The organism is Rhizobium sp. Leaf311 (assembly GCF_001423445.1).
Classification (GTDB): Bacteria; Pseudomonadota; Alphaproteobacteria; order Rhizobiales; family Rhizobiaceae; genus Agrobacterium.
The window spans coordinates 126,944-142,929 of sequence record NZ_LMNZ01000020.1 but is presented as its reverse complement, the minus strand read 5'-3'; the positions used below and the strand labels follow the sequence as shown (position 1 = coordinate 142,929).

General features: G+C 56.9%; 16 protein-coding genes and 1 pseudogene. All 17 read right to left on the bottom strand.

From position 1 onward, the window contains the following. Nucleotides 1-5: 5 nt before the first annotated feature. On the bottom strand, nt 6-1,448 hold the full coding sequence (gene nuoN / locus ASF69_RS17500) for an NADH-quinone oxidoreductase subunit NuoN (RefSeq protein WP_062589874.1): 1,443 nt from the start codon (nt 1,446-1,448) through the stop codon (nt 6-8). Nucleotides 1,449-1,466: 18 nt separating this feature from the next. Next, nucleotides 1,467-2,978 carry an NADH-quinone oxidoreductase subunit M gene (locus ASF69_RS17495; protein ID WP_062589487.1) on the bottom strand — a complete coding sequence of 504 codons (1,512 nt, stop codon included), beginning with the start codon at nt 2,976-2,978 and terminating at the stop codon, nt 1,467-1,469. Next, complete coding sequence (gene nuoL, locus ASF69_RS17490; RefSeq protein ID WP_062589486.1) at nt 2,978-4,975, bottom strand: NADH-quinone oxidoreductase subunit L; 1,998 nt, start codon at nt 4,973-4,975, stop codon at nt 2,978-2,980. The genes ASF69_RS17495 and nuoL overlap by 1 nt, the downstream gene beginning before the upstream one ends. 7 nt (nt 4,976-4,982) lie before the next feature. Beyond that, nucleotides 4,983-5,291, bottom strand: a complete 309-nt coding sequence (gene nuoK / locus ASF69_RS17485; protein WP_042619655.1) for an NADH-quinone oxidoreductase subunit NuoK — start codon at nt 5,289-5,291, stop codon at nt 4,983-4,985. 29 nt (nt 5,292-5,320) lie between these two features. Beyond that, on the bottom strand, nt 5,321-5,935 hold the full coding sequence (locus tag ASF69_RS17480) for an NADH-quinone oxidoreductase subunit J (protein ID WP_062589485.1): 615 nt from the start codon (nt 5,933-5,935) through the stop codon (nt 5,321-5,323). A gap of 135 nt (nt 5,936-6,070) precedes the next feature. After that, complete coding sequence (nuoI, locus tag ASF69_RS17475) at nt 6,071-6,562, bottom strand: NADH-quinone oxidoreductase subunit NuoI (protein ID WP_062589484.1); 492 nt, start codon at nt 6,560-6,562, stop codon at nt 6,071-6,073. Nucleotides 6,563-6,601: 39 nt separating this feature from the next. Continuing rightward, nucleotides 6,602-7,645 carry an NADH-quinone oxidoreductase subunit NuoH gene (nuoH, locus tag ASF69_RS17470; protein WP_062589483.1) on the bottom strand — a complete coding sequence of 348 codons (1,044 nt, stop codon included), beginning with the start codon at nt 7,643-7,645 and terminating at the stop codon, nt 6,602-6,604. Between the two features lie 12 nt (nt 7,646-7,657). Then, nucleotides 7,658-9,739, bottom strand: coding sequence for an NADH-quinone oxidoreductase subunit NuoG (nuoG, locus tag ASF69_RS17465; RefSeq protein ID WP_062589482.1), 2,082 nt, complete (start codon nt 9,737-9,739; stop codon nt 7,658-7,660). 170 nt (nt 9,740-9,909) lie between these two features. Continuing rightward, on the bottom strand, nt 9,910-11,214 hold the full coding sequence (gene nuoF / locus ASF69_RS17460; RefSeq protein ID WP_062589481.1) for an NADH-quinone oxidoreductase subunit NuoF: 1,305 nt from the start codon (nt 11,212-11,214) through the stop codon (nt 9,910-9,912). A gap of 26 nt (nt 11,215-11,240) precedes the next feature. Beyond that, nucleotides 11,241-12,038, bottom strand: a pseudogene (nuoE, locus tag ASF69_RS17455) (NADH-quinone oxidoreductase subunit NuoE); the annotation flags it as partial. Between the two features lie 16 nt (nt 12,039-12,054). Beyond that, complete coding sequence (locus ASF69_RS17450; protein WP_062589479.1) at nt 12,055-12,309, bottom strand: hypothetical protein; 255 nt, start codon at nt 12,307-12,309, stop codon at nt 12,055-12,057. After that, entirely contained in the window at nt 12,309-13,499 is a 1,191-nt protein-coding gene (locus tag ASF69_RS17445) for an NADH-quinone oxidoreductase subunit D (protein ID WP_062589478.1), read from the bottom strand. The genes ASF69_RS17450 and ASF69_RS17445 overlap by 1 nt, the downstream gene beginning before the upstream one ends. Further along, nucleotides 13,499-13,930, bottom strand: a complete 432-nt coding sequence (locus ASF69_RS17440; protein WP_062589477.1) for a GFA family protein — start codon at nt 13,928-13,930, stop codon at nt 13,499-13,501. Before ASF69_RS17440 ends, ASF69_RS17445 begins: the two co-directional genes overlap by 1 nt. After that, nucleotides 13,927-14,529, bottom strand: coding sequence for an NADH-quinone oxidoreductase subunit C (locus ASF69_RS17435; RefSeq protein WP_062589476.1), 603 nt, complete (start codon nt 14,527-14,529; stop codon nt 13,927-13,929). The genes ASF69_RS17440 and ASF69_RS17435 overlap by 4 nt, the downstream gene beginning before the upstream one ends. Before the next feature lie 20 nt (nt 14,530-14,549). Next, complete coding sequence (locus ASF69_RS17430) at nt 14,550-15,134, bottom strand: NADH-quinone oxidoreductase subunit B (RefSeq protein WP_062589475.1); 585 nt, start codon at nt 15,132-15,134, stop codon at nt 14,550-14,552. Next, the gene (locus ASF69_RS17425) at nt 15,125-15,490 is read right to left on the bottom strand and encodes an NADH-quinone oxidoreductase subunit A (protein WP_062589474.1); all 366 of its coding nucleotides are present in this window, start codon (nt 15,488-15,490) and stop codon (nt 15,125-15,127) included. The genes ASF69_RS17430 and ASF69_RS17425 overlap by 10 nt, the downstream gene beginning before the upstream one ends. A gap of 199 nt (nt 15,491-15,689) precedes the next feature. After that, on the bottom strand, nt 15,690-15,986 hold a 297-nt coding region (locus ASF69_RS23455; RefSeq protein ID WP_210173790.1), incomplete at its 5' end, for a hypothetical protein.

Genomic DNA, 15,986 nt, shown 5'->3' with positions numbered 1-15,986 from the left:
ATCGCTCAAAAGAACGTCTTTGCTGCGGCTGTGACCGCGTTGGTGAACATGCCACCAAAGAGGATGAAGCCGACAACGAAGAGACCCGACAAGGCATAAACAACGCGCAACTCGCCCGCAGCCTTTTCAAAGCCACCCTTCGCCTCATCGAACCACATGACCTTGACGATGCGCAGATAATAGTAAGCACCGACGACCGAGGCGATGACACCGATAACCGCAAGCGGGTAAAGATGTGCTTCGATGGCAGCAAGGAACACATAATACTTGCCGAAGAAGCCAGCCAGCGGAGGAATGCCCGCAAGCGAGAACATCAGGATCGTCAGGACCAACGCCATGAAAGGATTGGTCGAGGCAAGACCAGCCAGATCGTTCACATCCTCGACATTGCCGACGTCCTTGCGGCGCATGGCCAGGATGCAGGCGAATGTACCAAGTGTCATGCCCATATAGACCGCCATGTACCACAATACGCCCGACACGCCCGACTGACTGCCGGCCGCAAGGCCAACCAGCGCATAACCCATGTGGCTGATGGAAGAATAGGCCATCAGACGCTTGATGTTGCGCTGGCCAATGGCAGCAAAGGCACCGAGCAGCATGGAGGCGATCGAAACGAAGACGACAATCTGCTGCCAGTCGCCAAAGACGGGCTGGAACGCATCGACCACGATCCGAACGAAGATCGCCATGGCGCCAACCTTCGGTGCCGCAGCCAGGAACGCAGTAACCGTTGTCGGCGCGCCTTCATAAACGTCCGGTGTCCACATGTGGAATGGCACAGCAGAAATCTTGAATGCCAGACCGGCCAGCACGAAGACCAGACCGAAGACGAGGCCAAGCGAGCGCGTTTCGGAAGAAAGGACCGCCGCAATTTCGCTAAATCCGGTGTTGCCGGTAAAGCCGTAGACCAGCGACATGCCATAGAGCAACATGCCCGAAGACAAAGCACCCAGAACGAAATATTTCAGGCCAGCCTCGGTCGAGCGCAGGCTCTCGCGATTGATCGCGCAGATGACGTAAAGAGCAAGCGACTGAAGCTCGAGCGCCATGTAGAGCGAAATCAGGTTGTTGGCCGAGATCATCAAGAGAATGCCGAGCGTGGCAAGAACCAGCAGCACGGGATATTCGAAACGACCAATCGGCTCCACACGGCTGTGGCCAATCGACAGGATCATGGCGACGATGGAGCCAATCAGCGCCAGCACCTTCATGAAGTTGCCGAAGGCATCGGCGACGTAAACGCCGCCGAATGCTTCGCCCGTTGCAGGCGCGAAGATGATCCACAGACCGACGACCACCAGAAGAGCCATGGAAAGACCCATGACCGTGTTGGTCGACTTGTCCCCGGAGAAGACCCCAATCATGAGCAGCACCAGAGCGCCGACCGCAAGGATCAGCTCGGGCGTCGCGATGCGCAGACTGGCAAAAAGAATTTCAGCGGTCATGTCCAACGGGTCCTGTCGTCAGTTCAGAGAAAGCGCAACATTCTGCGCTGCCTGCAATGCGGCGGTATAATTATTGATCAGAAGGTCCACAGATGCTGCCGTGGCATCGAAAACCGGTGCCGGATAGACGCCGAAGAAGATCGTCAGCACAACCAGCGGATAGAGGATGACCTTTTCGCGAGCCGACAGGTCAAGCATGGATTTGAGGCTTTCCTTTTCCAGCGCACCGAAGATCACCCGGCGGTAAAGCCACAGAGCGTAGGACGCCGAAAGAATGACGCCAGTCGCTGCAAACAGCGCGACCCAGGTGTTGGCGCGGAAAACGCCGATGATCGTCAGGAATTCACCAACGAAACCGGAGGTACCAGGCAAGCCCACATTGGCCATGGTAAAGACCATGAAGGCCACGGCATATTTCGGCATGTTGTTGACGAGACCGCCATAGGCCGAGATCTCGCGGGTATGAAGCCGGTCATAGACCACGCCGACGCACAGGAAGAGCGCGCCCGACACGATACCGTGCGACAGCATCTGGAAGATAGCACCCTGCACGCCCTGAACATTGGCCGCGAAGATACCCATCGTCACATAGCCCATATGCGCAACCGACGAATAGGCGATCAGCTTCTTGATGTCGTCCTGCATCATCGCAACCAGCGACGTGTAGATGATGGCCAGCACGGACAGCGTGAAGACGAAGGGCGCAAAATAGTCCGATGCCAGCGGGAACATCGACAGCGAGAAACGGATGAAGCCGTAACCACCCAGCTTCAGCATGACGCCAGCCAGAATGACCGAACCTGCCGTCGGCGCCTGGACGTGAGCGTCAGGCAACCATGTGTGCACAGGCCACATCGGCATCTTGACCGCAAAAGCCGCAAAGCAGGCAAGCCAGAGCCAGGTCTGCATTCCAGCCGGGAAACCAAACTTCAGCAGTTCCGTCATGTCGGTGGTGCCAGCCTGCCAGTACATCGCCATGATGGCGAGCATCGTCAGAACCGAGCCCAGTAGCGTGTAAAGGAAGAACTTATAGGAGGCGTAAACGCGATCCTTGCCGCCCCACACGCCGATGATGATGAACATCGGGATCAGCGTTGCTTCGAAGAAGACGTAGAAAAGAACCGTATCCAGCGCGACGAACACGCCGACCATGACGACTTCCAGCAGAAGGAAGGCGATCATGTATTCCTTGATGCGCTTCTCGATGGCGTTCCAGCTCGCGAGCACGCAAAATGGCATCAGGAATGTCGTCAGGATGACAAACAGCATCGAGATGCCGTCAACACCAAGGTGATAGGCAGCGATATCGCCGAACCAGGCGTGCTTTTCCACCATCTGGAAGCCGGGGTTGGAATTGTCAAACCCGATCCAGATGAACAGCGACACGATAAATGTAAAGACGGTGGTCAGCAGCGAGACGTTGAGCACGTTGCGGCGGCCGTAAGGTCCGTTCGCATTCGTCAGAAGCAGGAGCACCACGCCGACCAGCGGCAAGAAGGTGACCGTTGAAAGAATTGGCCAATCGGTCATCAGAAGGCACTCCCGAGCATCATCCATGTGACAAGCGCCGCGATGCCAATCAACATCGCAAAGGCATAATGATAAAGGTAACCCGATTGCAGGCGAACGACGCGGTTGGTCACATCAGCCACCCGTGCTGCAATACCGTTCGGTCCGTAGTGATCGATGACTGCGACATCGCCCTTCTTCCACAGGAAGCGACCAAGCGCCTTTGCGGAACGAACGAAGAGGAAGTCATAGAGCTCGTCGAAATACCACTTGTTGAGAAGGAACTGGTAGAGGCCACGATGGGTCGCTGCCAGACGCTTCGGCGTTTCAGGCGACTTGATATACATGTACCAGGCGGTCACGAAACCAAGGGCCATCGCAAAGAACGGGCTCCACTTCACCCACAATGGAACGTGGTGAAACTCTTCGAGGATTTCATTGGACGGAAGCGTAAACAGAGCGCCCTTCCAGAATTCCGCATATTCGTGGCCGAAGAAGTAGCCTTCGAAAACGACACCGGCGAGAACCGCGCCAACCGTCAACACGAAAAGCGGGATCAGCATAACCATCGGAGATTCATGGACGTGGTGCATGACATCTGCGGAAGCGCGCGGCTTGCCGAAGAAGGTCAGGAAGGCCAGGCGCCAGGAATAGAAGCTGGTAAACAGCGCGGCAACGACGAGCAGCACGAAGGCAAAGCCCGCGACCGCATTGTGCGACGCATAGGCCGACTCGATGATCACGTCCTTGGAGAAGAAGCCAGCAAAGCCGATCATCGTTCCGGGGATACCAACGCCGGTCAGCGCCAGCGTGCCGACAGTCATCGTCCAGAAGGTAATGGGGATGTGCTTGCGCAGACCACCCATGAACCGCATGTCCTGCTCACCATCCACGGCGTGAATGACCGAACCGGCGCAAAGGAACAGCAGCGCCTTGAAGAAAGCGTGCGTGAACAGATGGAACACGGCTGCACCATAGGCGCCAACGCCGAGCGCAACGAACATGTAGCCGAGCTGCGAACAGGTCGAGTAGGCAATCACCCGCTTGATGTCGTTCTGAACCAGACCGACCGTCGCTGCAAAGAACGCCGTAATCGCACCGATCAGCGTGACAAATGTCAGTGCGTCCGGCGACAGTTCGAAAATCGGCGACATGCGCGCGACGAGGAAGACGCCAGCCGTGACCATGGTCGCGGCGTGGATCAGAGCCGACACAGGGGTCGGGCCTTCCATGGCATCAGGCAGCCATGTGTGCAGAAGGAACTGCGCCGACTTACCCATTGAGCCCATGAAGAGCAGCAGGCAAACGCCGGTCAATGCATGAGCCTTGTCCAGCTGCATACCGAACAGATTGATGACGACATCGGTCGAGGCGGCGCCATCTGCTGGCAGATAGGTGCCGGCAGCAGCAAAGATCGTTTCAAAGTTCACCGATCCGAACAGCACGAACAGGCCGGAAATACCGAGAATGAAACCGAAGTCGCCGACGCGGTTGACGATGAAGGCCTTCATCGCGGCAGCCGAGGCAGACGGCTTCTTGAACCAGAAGCCGATGAGCAGGTAGGATGCCAGACCCACGCCTTCCCAGCCGAAGAACATCTGCAACAGGTTGTCAGACGTAACCAGCATGAGCATGGCGAAGGTGAAGAGCGAAAGGTAGGCGAAGAAACGCGGACGATGCGGATCGTGATGCATGTAACCAATGGAATACAGATGCACGAGGCATGAAACCGTATTGACCACCACGAACATGACGGCGGTCAGCGTATCGATGCGGAAAGCCCACTCGACATCGATGCCACCGGACTGAATCCAGCGCAGCACAGTCACCTTGATGACTTCGCCAGCTTCATGGCTCAGAAGCGCCACATCAAAGAAGACAACCCAGGACAGGATCGCAACAACGATCATCAGGCCGGTTGTGACATATTCGGAAGCCTTGGCACCGATGGAGCGGCCAAACAGGCCAGCGATCAGAAAACCGATCAGCGGAAGAAAGACGATAGCTTTGTAGATCATAGCCTTATCAGCCCTTCATCATATTGACGTCTTCCACGGCAATCGAACCGCGGTTGCGATAGAAGACAACGAGTATTGCAAGACCGATGGCAGCTTCCGCAGCAGCAACGGTCAGAATGAACAGTGCGAAGACCTGGCCAACAATATCATTCAGGAAGGACGAGAACGCGACCATGTTGAGGTTGACCGCAAGCAGGATCAGTTCGATCGACATCAGGATGACGATGACATTCTTACGGTTGAGAAAGATTCCGAAGATGCCGATCGTAAAGAGGACCGCGCTGACCGTGAGGTAATGGGAAAGACCGATTTCCATAATATGTTTTCCTTGGATCCGTTCGCGCCTTAGATGCCCTGACCCGGCTTGACCTTGACTGTCGTAACAGCGGTCTTGGGATCGCGACCGACCTGGGTGGCAATATCCTGCCGCTTGATATCGGTGCGGTGGCGAAGTGTCAGCACGATCGCGCCGATCATTGCCACCAGCAGCACCAGACCGGCGAGCTGGAAGAAGTAAACGTAGTTGGTGTAGAGCACGTCGCCGAGTGCCGCGGTATTGGTGCGCTCCAGCGGGTTCGGGATCGGCATGGTGATGGATTTCGCTGCCTGCGGGTTCAGCACGCTGCCGCCCACGACGATGATGAGCTCAGCCGCAAGGATGATGCCGATCAAAGCGCCAATCGGCGCATATTGCAGCACGCCGGAGCGCAGTTCGGCAAAATCCACGTCCAGCATCATGACGACGAAAAGGAACAACACCGCCACGGCGCCGACATAAACGACGAGCAGGATCATCGCCAGGAATTCAGCGCCGGTCAGCAGGAAGAGCGCTGCGGCATTGAAAAAGGTCAAGATAAGGAACAGCACCGAGTGAACGGGGTTCTTTGAAGCGATGACCATGAACGCAGACGCCACGGCGACGAAAGCGAAGATGTAAAAAAATACAGCGTGCAGACCCATGTTGGTGCCTTTTTGTCCTCACCGGACAAACGCGACCCTGAAGTCGCATGCCCGTTTCGTTCCCGCCAGCGATAACCGACAGGCATTGACTGTTTTACCCCCTCCGAAGCACTGCTGCGGAGACATCATGCTGCCTTAACGGTAAGGCGCATCCAGAGCAAGGTTGCGAGCGATTTCACGCTCCCAGCGATCGCCATTATCGAGAAGCTTCTGCTTGTCGAAATACAGTTCCTCGCGGGTTTCCGTCGCGAATTCGAAGTTTGGACCTTCGACGATGGCATCGACAGGGCAAGCTTCCTGGCAGAAGCCGCAGTAAATGCACTTTACCATGTCGATATCGTAACGAACCGTGCGGCGCGTGCCATCGTTGCGGCGTGGGCCAGCTTCGATGGTGATGGCCTGGGCAGGACAGATCGCCTCACACAATTTGCAGGCAATGCAGCGCTCTTCGCCGTTGGGATAACGACGCAAAGCGTGCTCACCACGAAAACGCGGGCTGACCGGACCTTTTTCGAACGGATAGTTTACCGTTGCCTTCTGTTTAAAGAAGTGACGCATGGTCAGAAAAAAGGCGCCGACGAATTCCTTCAGGAACAGTGAATTGACGGCTTGGGAAAGACTGGCCATCTCAACCTCCAGATCTGCAAGCGAGGGCTGCGCACATCATCATGCGCCTGCCGTCAGCTTGAGTACGAATGCAACAATAATAACCATGGCGAGCGACAGCGGCAGGAACACCTTCCAGCCAAGACGCATCAACTGGTCATAGCGGTAGCGTGGAACGAATGCCTTAACGAGACCGAACATGAAGAAGACCATGCCGCCCTTCAGCGCAAACCACACGATACCCGGTACCCAGTTGAGGAACCAGACATCCACGATGGGAAGCCAGCCTCCGAGGAACAGGATGGTCGTCAGGCAGCACATCAGAACGATGGCGGCATATTCACCCAGCATGAACATCATGTACGGGGTGGAGCCATACTCCACCATGTGACCGGCTACAAGTTCCGATTCCGCTTCCGGCAGATCGAACGGTGGACGGTTGGTCTCGGCCAGCGAAGAAATGAAGAAGATGATGAACATCGGGAACAGCGGCAGCCAATGCCAATCCAGGAAGGAGGCAGGCAGACCGAGCGACGTGCCGATACCGGAATGCTGCGCATTGACGATATCCGTCAGGTTCAACGAACCCACGCAAAGCAACACAGTGACGATGACGAGGCCAATCGAGACTTCGTAGGACACCATCTGCGCCGCAGAGCGCAACGCGCCGAGGAACGGGTATTTGGAGTTAGACGCCCAACCACCCATGATGATGCCATACACTTCAAGCGACGAAATCGCGAAAATGTAGAGAATGCCGACATTGATGTTGGCCACCACCCATCCATCCGCAAACGGGATGACGGCGTAGGTCGCCAGAGCCAGTGTCACGGCAACCAGCGGTGCCAGCAGGAACACGGCCTTGTTGGCACCCGACGGAATGACGGGTTCTTTCAGAATGAACTTCAAAAGGTCGGCAAAGGACTGGAACAGACCGAATGGACCGACCACGTTGGGGCCACGGCGCAGCTGCACCGCCGCCCAGATCTTACGGTCGGCAAGAAGAAGGAAGGCGATAGACACCAGCAACAAAACGAGAAGCAGCAGAGACTGGCCGACAATAATCAGCGCTGGCCAGACGTAGCTCCAGAAAAACGAGTCCATAATCCCCTACCCTTACTCTGCCGCAGCCTTGAAGTTGTTGCGGGCCAATGCGGAACATTCGGCCATCACGGCGGACGCTCTCGCAATCGGGTTCGTCAAATAAAAATCCTTCACCGGCGAAGCAAAGCCTGCCTTGCCAAGCGCACCGCCCGTGGTCGCGAGCCCCTCGATATCAGATGTATTGGCAACCGTTACAGCGTCCACATCGGCAAAATGCGGATGGGCGACGTAGAGCTGCGCGCGCAGAGCCGACAAAGAGTCGAACGGCAGCTTGTGGCCAAGCACATCAGACAGTGCCCGCAGGATTGCCCAGTCTTCGCGAGCTTCGCCCGGTGCGAAGCCGGCGCGGTTGCCCATCTGGACGCGACCTTCGGTGTTGACCCATGTTCCCGACTTTTCGGTATAGGCAGCACCCGGCAGGATGACATCGGCATTCATGGCGCCATTGTCGCCGTGCGAACCAATATACACGGTGAGCTTCGCGGATTTGCTCGAAAGATCGATTTCATCCGCACCCAGCAGGAACAGCACTTCAGCCGATGCCACGATGGAGGCGGCGTTAAGCGCCTTGTCTGCCGGGACGAAGCCGAGATCAAGTCCGCCGACGCGGGCAGCAGCCGTATGCAGGACGCAAAAACCATTCCACTCAGCCGAAACAGCGCCGACAGCCAAGGCCAGCTTTGCCGCCGCGCCGAGAACCGCAGCACCATCTTCACGCGACAGAGCGCCCTGACCTACGATGATCAACGGGTTCTTCGCAGCCTTAAACTTTTCGATGAAGCTGTGCGAACCGTTTGTCAGATCGGACAGCGTGTCGGTGCCGGAGCCGAGATATTCATAATCGTAGCGCAGCTCACCCGCCTCGCCGATAACGGCAATTGGCAGGCCACCGCGACGCCAGCGCTTGCGAATACGCGCGTTGAGCACGGAGGCTTCGTAGCGCGGATTGGAGCCGATGATCAGAACCGCATCCGCCTGATCGATGCCTTCGATCGTCGCGTTGAACAGATAGCTGGCGCGACCAAGCGATGGATCAAGTGCAGTACCGTCCTGACGGCAATCGACGTTGGTCGATCCGAGCGATGCCAGCAGCGACTTCAGCGCAAACATTTCCTCGACCGAAGCGAGATCACCCGCGATGGCGCCAATCTTATCACCCGATGTCGAACCGACGGCTGCCTTGATGGCGCCGAAAGCCTCAGCCCAGCTGGCAGGCTGCAGACGGCCATCCTTGCGGACGTAAGGCCGGTCCAGACGCTGGGTCTTGAGACCATCCCAGATAAAGCGGCTCTTGTCGGAAATCCACTCTTCGTTGATGGCTTCGTTGACGCGTGGCATGACACGCATGACTTCGCGGCCACGCGTATCGACCCGAATGGCAGAACCGAGAGCGTCCATCACATCGATGGTTTCGGTCTTGCCGAGTTCCCATGGGCGGGCGGTAAAGGCGAAAGGCTTCGATGTCAGCGCACCGACGGGGCAGAGGTCAACCACGTTGCCCTGCAGCTCGGACGTCATCGCCTGCTCAAGATAGGTTGTGATTTCAGCATCTTCACCGCGACCGATGAGGCCGAGTTCGGAAATGCCGGCAACTTCGGTGGTGAAGCGGACGCAGCGCGTGCAGTGAATGCAGCGATTCATGACCGTCTTGACGAGCGGTCCGATATATTTGTCTTCCACGGCGCGCTTGTTTTCAGAGTAGCGCGAACCCGGAATACCGAAGGCCATCGCTTGGTCCTGAAGGTCGCATTCGCCGCCCTGGTCGCAGATAGGACAATCCAGCGGGTGGTTGATGAGCAGGAATTCCATCACGCCTTCGCGGGCCTTCTTGACCATCGGCGTGTTGGTGAAAACTTCCGGCAATTCGCCATTCGGGCCGCCGCGAATATCGCGCACACCCATGGCGCAGGAGGCCGCAGGCTTTGGCGGTCCGCCCTTTACCTCGATGAGACACATGCGGCAGTTACCCGCGACCGACAAACGCTCATGAAAACAAAAGCGCGGAACTTCAGCACCGGCCTCCTCGCACGCCTGCAGCAGCGTGAAATGATCCGGAACTTCGATCTCTTTACCGTCAACCTTGAGCTTTGTCATGGTCCTACTTACGTCCTGTTGCCTGTCCATCTCGCATCAGCGCGGTCGCGGACAAATCCTGATCGCATCCGGCAAGACTCACAAGGCGCCAGATGCTTTAACGATGTAAGGGACCGGTACACCCGATCCCCGCCCCTCGCAACACCCTTGAGGTGTTACTTTGGCCGGTGTTACTCGGCAGCCTCAAGCACAGCGCCATCATCCATGGCTCTGTAGGTATATTGATCGATCCGCTTTTCGATTTCCGGACGGAAATTGCGGATCAGCGCCTGAACCGGCCATGCAGCAGCATCACCCAACGCACAGATGGTGTGACCCTCGATCTGCTTGGTGACTTCAAACAGCATGTCGATCTCGCGCTTCTGCGCGTTGCCCTTGACCATGCGCTCCAGCACGCGCCACATCCAGCCCGTACCTTCACGGCAAGGGGTGCACTGGCCACAGCTTTCATGCTTGAAGAAGGCAGCGATACGGGCGATGGCCTTGATGACGTCGGTGGACTTGTCCATGACAATCATGCCGCCGGTACCGAAGGACGACTTCACTTCGCGCATACCGTCGAAGTCCATGATGGCGTCCTTCATGTCCTCACCGCGAACGATGGGGCACGATGCGCCGCCTGGAATGACGCCGAGCAGATTATCCCAGCCACCACGGATACCGCCACAGTGACGCTCGATCAGTTCCTTGAAGGACAGGCCAAGCGCATCTTCAAACGTGCAGGGACGCTCGACATGGCCGGACACCATGAACAGCTTTGTGCCGACATTGTTCGGACGACCGATGGACGAGAACCACGATGCGCCGCGACGCAGAATGGTTGGCGCAACGGCGATGGACTCGACGTTATTGACGGTTGTCGGGCAGCCATAGAGACCCATATTGGCCGGAAATGGAGGCTTGAGGCGCGGCTGGCCCTTCTTGCCTTCGAGGCTTTCGAGAAGCGCCGTTTCCTCGCCGCAGATATAGGCACCTGCGCCGTGGTGAACGTAGATATCGAAATCCCAGCCGTTCTTGTTGTTCTTGCCCAGCAAGCCAGCATCGTAGCATTCGTCGATCGCCGCCTGCAGCGCTTCGCGCTCACGCATATATTCGCCGCGAACATAGATGTAAGCGGTGTGGGCGCCCATAGCAAAACCGGCGATCACGCAACCTTCGATCAGCGTATGCGGATCGTGGCGCAGAATTTCGCGGTCCTTGCAGGTACCGGGTTCTGACTCGTCGGCGTTGACGACGAGGTAATGCGGACGGCCATCGTTTTCCTTCGGCATGAAGGACCACTTGAGGCCCGTCGGGAAGCCAGCGCCACCGCGACCACGCAGGCCCGACGCTTTCATCTCATTGATGATCCAGTCACGACCCTTTTCGATGATCTGCTTCGTGCCGTCCCAGTGACCGCGTGCGAGCACGCCCTTCAACGAGGTGTCCTTAAGGCCGTAGAGATTGGTAAAGATGCGATCTTGATCTTTTAACATGATTCAACCCCTCACTTCGGCGTCTTGCCGGAGTTTTCCGACTCGGAAGCCTTGACGTTGGCCTCTGCTGCCTTCGGCTCCGTTGCGGGTGTCTTTAGCTTCGGATCCGTTTCCGGTGCGTCCGTCTTTGCCCTTGCGGCGTTCGATGGCGGAGTCTGCACAGCGTCTGGCGCAGCCTCTTCCTTCTTGTCGAGGTTGGAACGATCGGGCCTGGTTTCCTCGGTCAGCGTCGTCAGGCCGCCAATGGGGGCCGAGAGATGCCGGTCGATCTGCGGACCAGGCTTGATGGTGTCACCCTTGCCAGCCTCGAACGTATCGATAATCTCTTCCAGACGCTCAGGCGTCAGATCTTCATAGGCATCCTTGAAGATGATGACCATCGGCGCATTGACGCAGGCGCCCTGACATTCCACCTCTTCCCAGGACAGCGTGCCGCTCTCATTGGGTGTCAGCGGATCATGATGGATCTTGTGGCGACACACATCCATCAGTGCCTCGGAACCACGCAACATGCACGGCGTCGTGCCGCAGACCTGGATATGGGCCCTCGTGCCGACAGGCTTCAACTGGAACTGCGTATAGAAAGTCGCAACTTCGAGAACACGGATATAGGCCATGTCCAGCATGTCGGCGATTTTCTCGATACAGGCGCGGGTTACCCAGCCATCCTGCTCCTGCGCACGCATCAACAGCGGGATAACCGCCGATTGCTGGCGTCCGGCGGGATATTTCTGGATCGTTTTTTCCGCCCAGGCAGAATTCTCCGCGTTAAACGCGAAGCCCGTGGGCTGGAACTGATCTTCGGCTAGTCGACGAACGGACATACTTCCTCACGCCCCATCAATTGAGCGACTCGCAACGCGATTTCGTCACCGTGACGAATTCGCAAGCATAGGCCGCTTTGTCTTTTTGCATGAACACAATGAATTTTCCGCCATTGGGAAGCGAGGATTTAATCTCGTATCCTTGTGACAGAAGCTGCTTGACAGAAGATGAACCGCCGCTTGCCTGCGACGAAACGCCGTCCTGCGCCGTTTGGGCGCAAAGCGGTGTAGTCGCGGCACAGAGAGCCAGAATGGCCAGCGGCAAACGCATCAGCGGTCAACCTCCCCGAACACGATGTCGAGAGAGCCGAGAACAGCGGTTACGTCGGCAAGCTGGTGTCCCTTGCACAGGAAATCCATGGCTTGCAGATGCGCGTAACCCGGAGCGCGGATCTTGCAGCGATAAGGCTTGTTGGAACCATCGGCGACCACGTAGACGCCGAACTCGCCCTTGGGGGCTTCAACAGCTGCGTACACTTCGCCGGCAGGCACGTGATAGCCTTCCGTGTAAAGCTTGAAGTGGTGGATCAAGGCTTCCATGGAGCGCTTCATTTCGCCACGCTTTGGCGGAACGACCTTGCCATCGAGAGACGACACGGGGCCAATACGGTGCTTGCCCTGCAAAAGCTCGACGCACTGCTTCATGATCTTGATCGATTCGCGCATTTCCTGCATGCGGATCAGATAACGGTCATAGCAATCGCCGTTCTTGCCGACGGGAATGTCAAATTCGAGATCGGAATAGCATTCGTAGGGCTGCGAACGGCGCAAATCCCACGCCGCACCAGAACCGCGAACCATGACGCCGGTAAAGCCCCAGGCAAGCGCGTCTTCGAGCGACACGACGCCGATGTCGACGTTACGCTGCTTGTAGATACGATTCTCGGTCAGAAGACCTTCGACATTGTCGAGGAATGTAATGAACGGATCGCACCATTTGCCGATGTCATCGACGAGCTCCGGCGGCAGGTCCTGATGGACGCCACCCGGGCGGAAATAGGCGGCATGGAGACGGGCGCCGGACGCGCGCTCGTAAAACACCATGAGCTTTTCGCGCTCTTCGAAGCCCCAGACCGGCGGCGTCATGGCACCAACGTCCATCGCCTGGGTCGTGACGTTCATGATATGCGACAGGATACGGCCGATCTCGGAGAAAAGGACGCGGATCAACTGCCCGCGCATCGGAATCTCGAGACCCATCAGCTTTTCCACGGCAAGCGCAAAAGCATGTTCCTGGTTCATCGGCGCGACGTAATCAAGACGGTCGAAATACGGGACGGCCTGGAGATAGGTCTTGGTCTCGATCAGCTTTTCCGTACCACGGTGCAGCAGGCCGATATGCGGGTCAACGCGCTCGACGATTTCGCCATCGAGTTCGAGAACCAGACGCAACACGCCATGCGCGGAAGGATGCTCCGGGCCAAAGTTGATCGTAAAATTGCGAACGTTATGTTCAGTCATCAGTGTTGCTCCGCCGACGTGATCATGGCGATAAATTCGGGGCCAGTCATCGTTTTCGTGGCCTCGGCGAACGAATAGCTCGTCGGCTTTTCGTCTATGAAGATCTCAGATACCAAGCTAAAGCTTGAAGGATCGTCAAAGGCCTGCACAGAAACGACCTTATGTGCGCCATCTTTCGACCGCCACATCAAGGTGCTGCCACAGCTGTTGCAAAAGCAGCGCTCGCCCCACTCGGAAGACGAGAAGACGCCGAGATGGCTGTCATCCTCGATCGATACGCTTTCGCATTCGACGCCGAGAAAAACACCGCCGGACCAGCGACGGCACATGGAACAGTGGCAAACACCAATCTCCCGGGCGCCGATCTTCGCTGTGAAGCGAACAGCGCCGCAAAGACATTGTCCTTGCTCTGTGGCGGCAACGTCGCTCATTGCTTGGCCTTTTCGTCACCAGGAAGAACGTAATCCGTTCCTTCCCAAGGGGAGAGGAAATCGAAGTTGCGGAATTCCTGCTTCAACTCGACGGGTTCGTAGAGAACGCGTTTCAGGACGTCGTCGTAGCGAACTTCAACGAAGCCGGTAACGGGGAAGTCCTTGCGCAGCGGATGACCTTCGAATCCGTAGTCGGTGAGAATGCGGCGCAGGTCAGAGTGGCCTTCGAAAGGAATGCCATACATGTCCCATGCTTCGCGCTCGAACCATTCCGCCCCATAGAAGACAGAGGTTGCAGACGGCACGGCTTCGTCTTCGGCCACCTGCAGCTTGAGGCGAACGCGCAGATTCTGACGCGGCGACAGCAGGTGATAGACCACATCGAAACGCTTTTCGCGGCTCGGCCAGTCGACACCGCAGATATCGATGATGTTGACGAAACCGCACTGCACGTCGTCACGCAGGAAGGTCAACAGCGCGATGACATTGTCCGGCGTCGTGTTCAGCGTCAGTTCGCCATAGGCAATAACGGCGGATTCGATCATAGAACCGCGCGCATCCTGCACATAGGCCGAGAGGTCGTTGAGAGCTTCGCTCATTCCTTATCCGTCCTTTGCCCTTAACGCTCGATCGTACCGGTGCGCCGGATCTTCTTCTGCAGCAGCAGCACGCCGTAAAGCAGTGCCTCTGCCGTGGGGGGACAGCCCGGCACATAGATATCGACAGGAACAACGCGGTCGCAACCGCGCACCACAGCGTAGGAATAATGATAATAGCCGCCGCCATTGGCGCAGGAGCCCATGGAGATGACATAACGTGGCTCCGGCATCTGGTCATAGACCTTGCGAAGCGCAGGCGCCATCTTGTTGGTCAGCGTGCCGGCAACAATCATCACGTCAGACTGACGTGGAGATGCGCGCGGAGCCACACCAAAGCGCTCCATGTCGTAACGTGGGCCGGATGCCTGCATCAGACCCTCGACGGCGCAACAGGCGAGACCGAACTGCATCCACATCAGCGAGCCCGTGCGCGCCCAGGTGATCAGTTCGTCCGTAGAGGTGACGAGGAAGCCCTTATCGGCAAGCTCGTCGTTGATTTCGGTGAAATAGCCGTCATCGCTGCCGACAGGCTTGCCCGTCGACGGATCGATAATGCCTTTGGGCTGTGGCGCGACAAGCGTCGTATTGTTCTGAACTACGCCCATTCCAGTGCCCCCTTCTTCCATTCATAGATGAAACCGATGGTGAGAACACCAAGGAATACCATCATCGACCAGAAACCGAACCAGCCCATTTCACCGAAGGACACCGCCCAGGGAAACAGGAATGCAACTTCGAGATCGAAGATGATAAAGAGAATCGACACCAGATAGAAGCGAATGTCGAACTTCATGCGCGCATCGTCAAACGCGTTGAAACCGCACTCGAAAGCAGACAGCTTTTCCGGGTCGGGGTTCTTGTAGGCAACGGCAAAAGGCGCAATCAACAGCGCCAGACCGATGACAAGCGCGATACCAATGAAGATTGCGATCGGAATGTAGGAACTGAGGAGTTCAGTCATTGTCTCTTCCTTGCCCGACCGAGCGTCGGGCACAGCCCATTGGAGTGAAGAATCCGCAGGGTCGATATTATGTTGCAACGCCGCAGTGGTTATCGCAGCCAAGCCCTCTCTGCAAGAGTTTAAGTGCCATTTCAAGTCAATCGTGACTTGGAATATCGACCATGTCGCAAACCGCCCTGCGCAAGATGCCGGACACAATTCAACAAACCGTTGATAACAATTGAAAATTAGGGAATGCGGTACGGAGATACGAACCGCCTGCAGTCCGCTGGCAGCAGATGTTTTTTTTGGCCCGCAGGGCGGTGAAAACATGACCCGATAGAACAGGAATTTTCTTTTCCACACCACGCAAATCAGGCCGCTCTCGGCGACATGATGACATCGCGACGAGCGATCTGACGTTTATCAAAAGCAAGTATGAGGGCAGGAAAAACAAAACACGCCAATGCCATGTAGCGGCAGAGGCGTTATAAAGAGATGACATTGAAGATTGTAA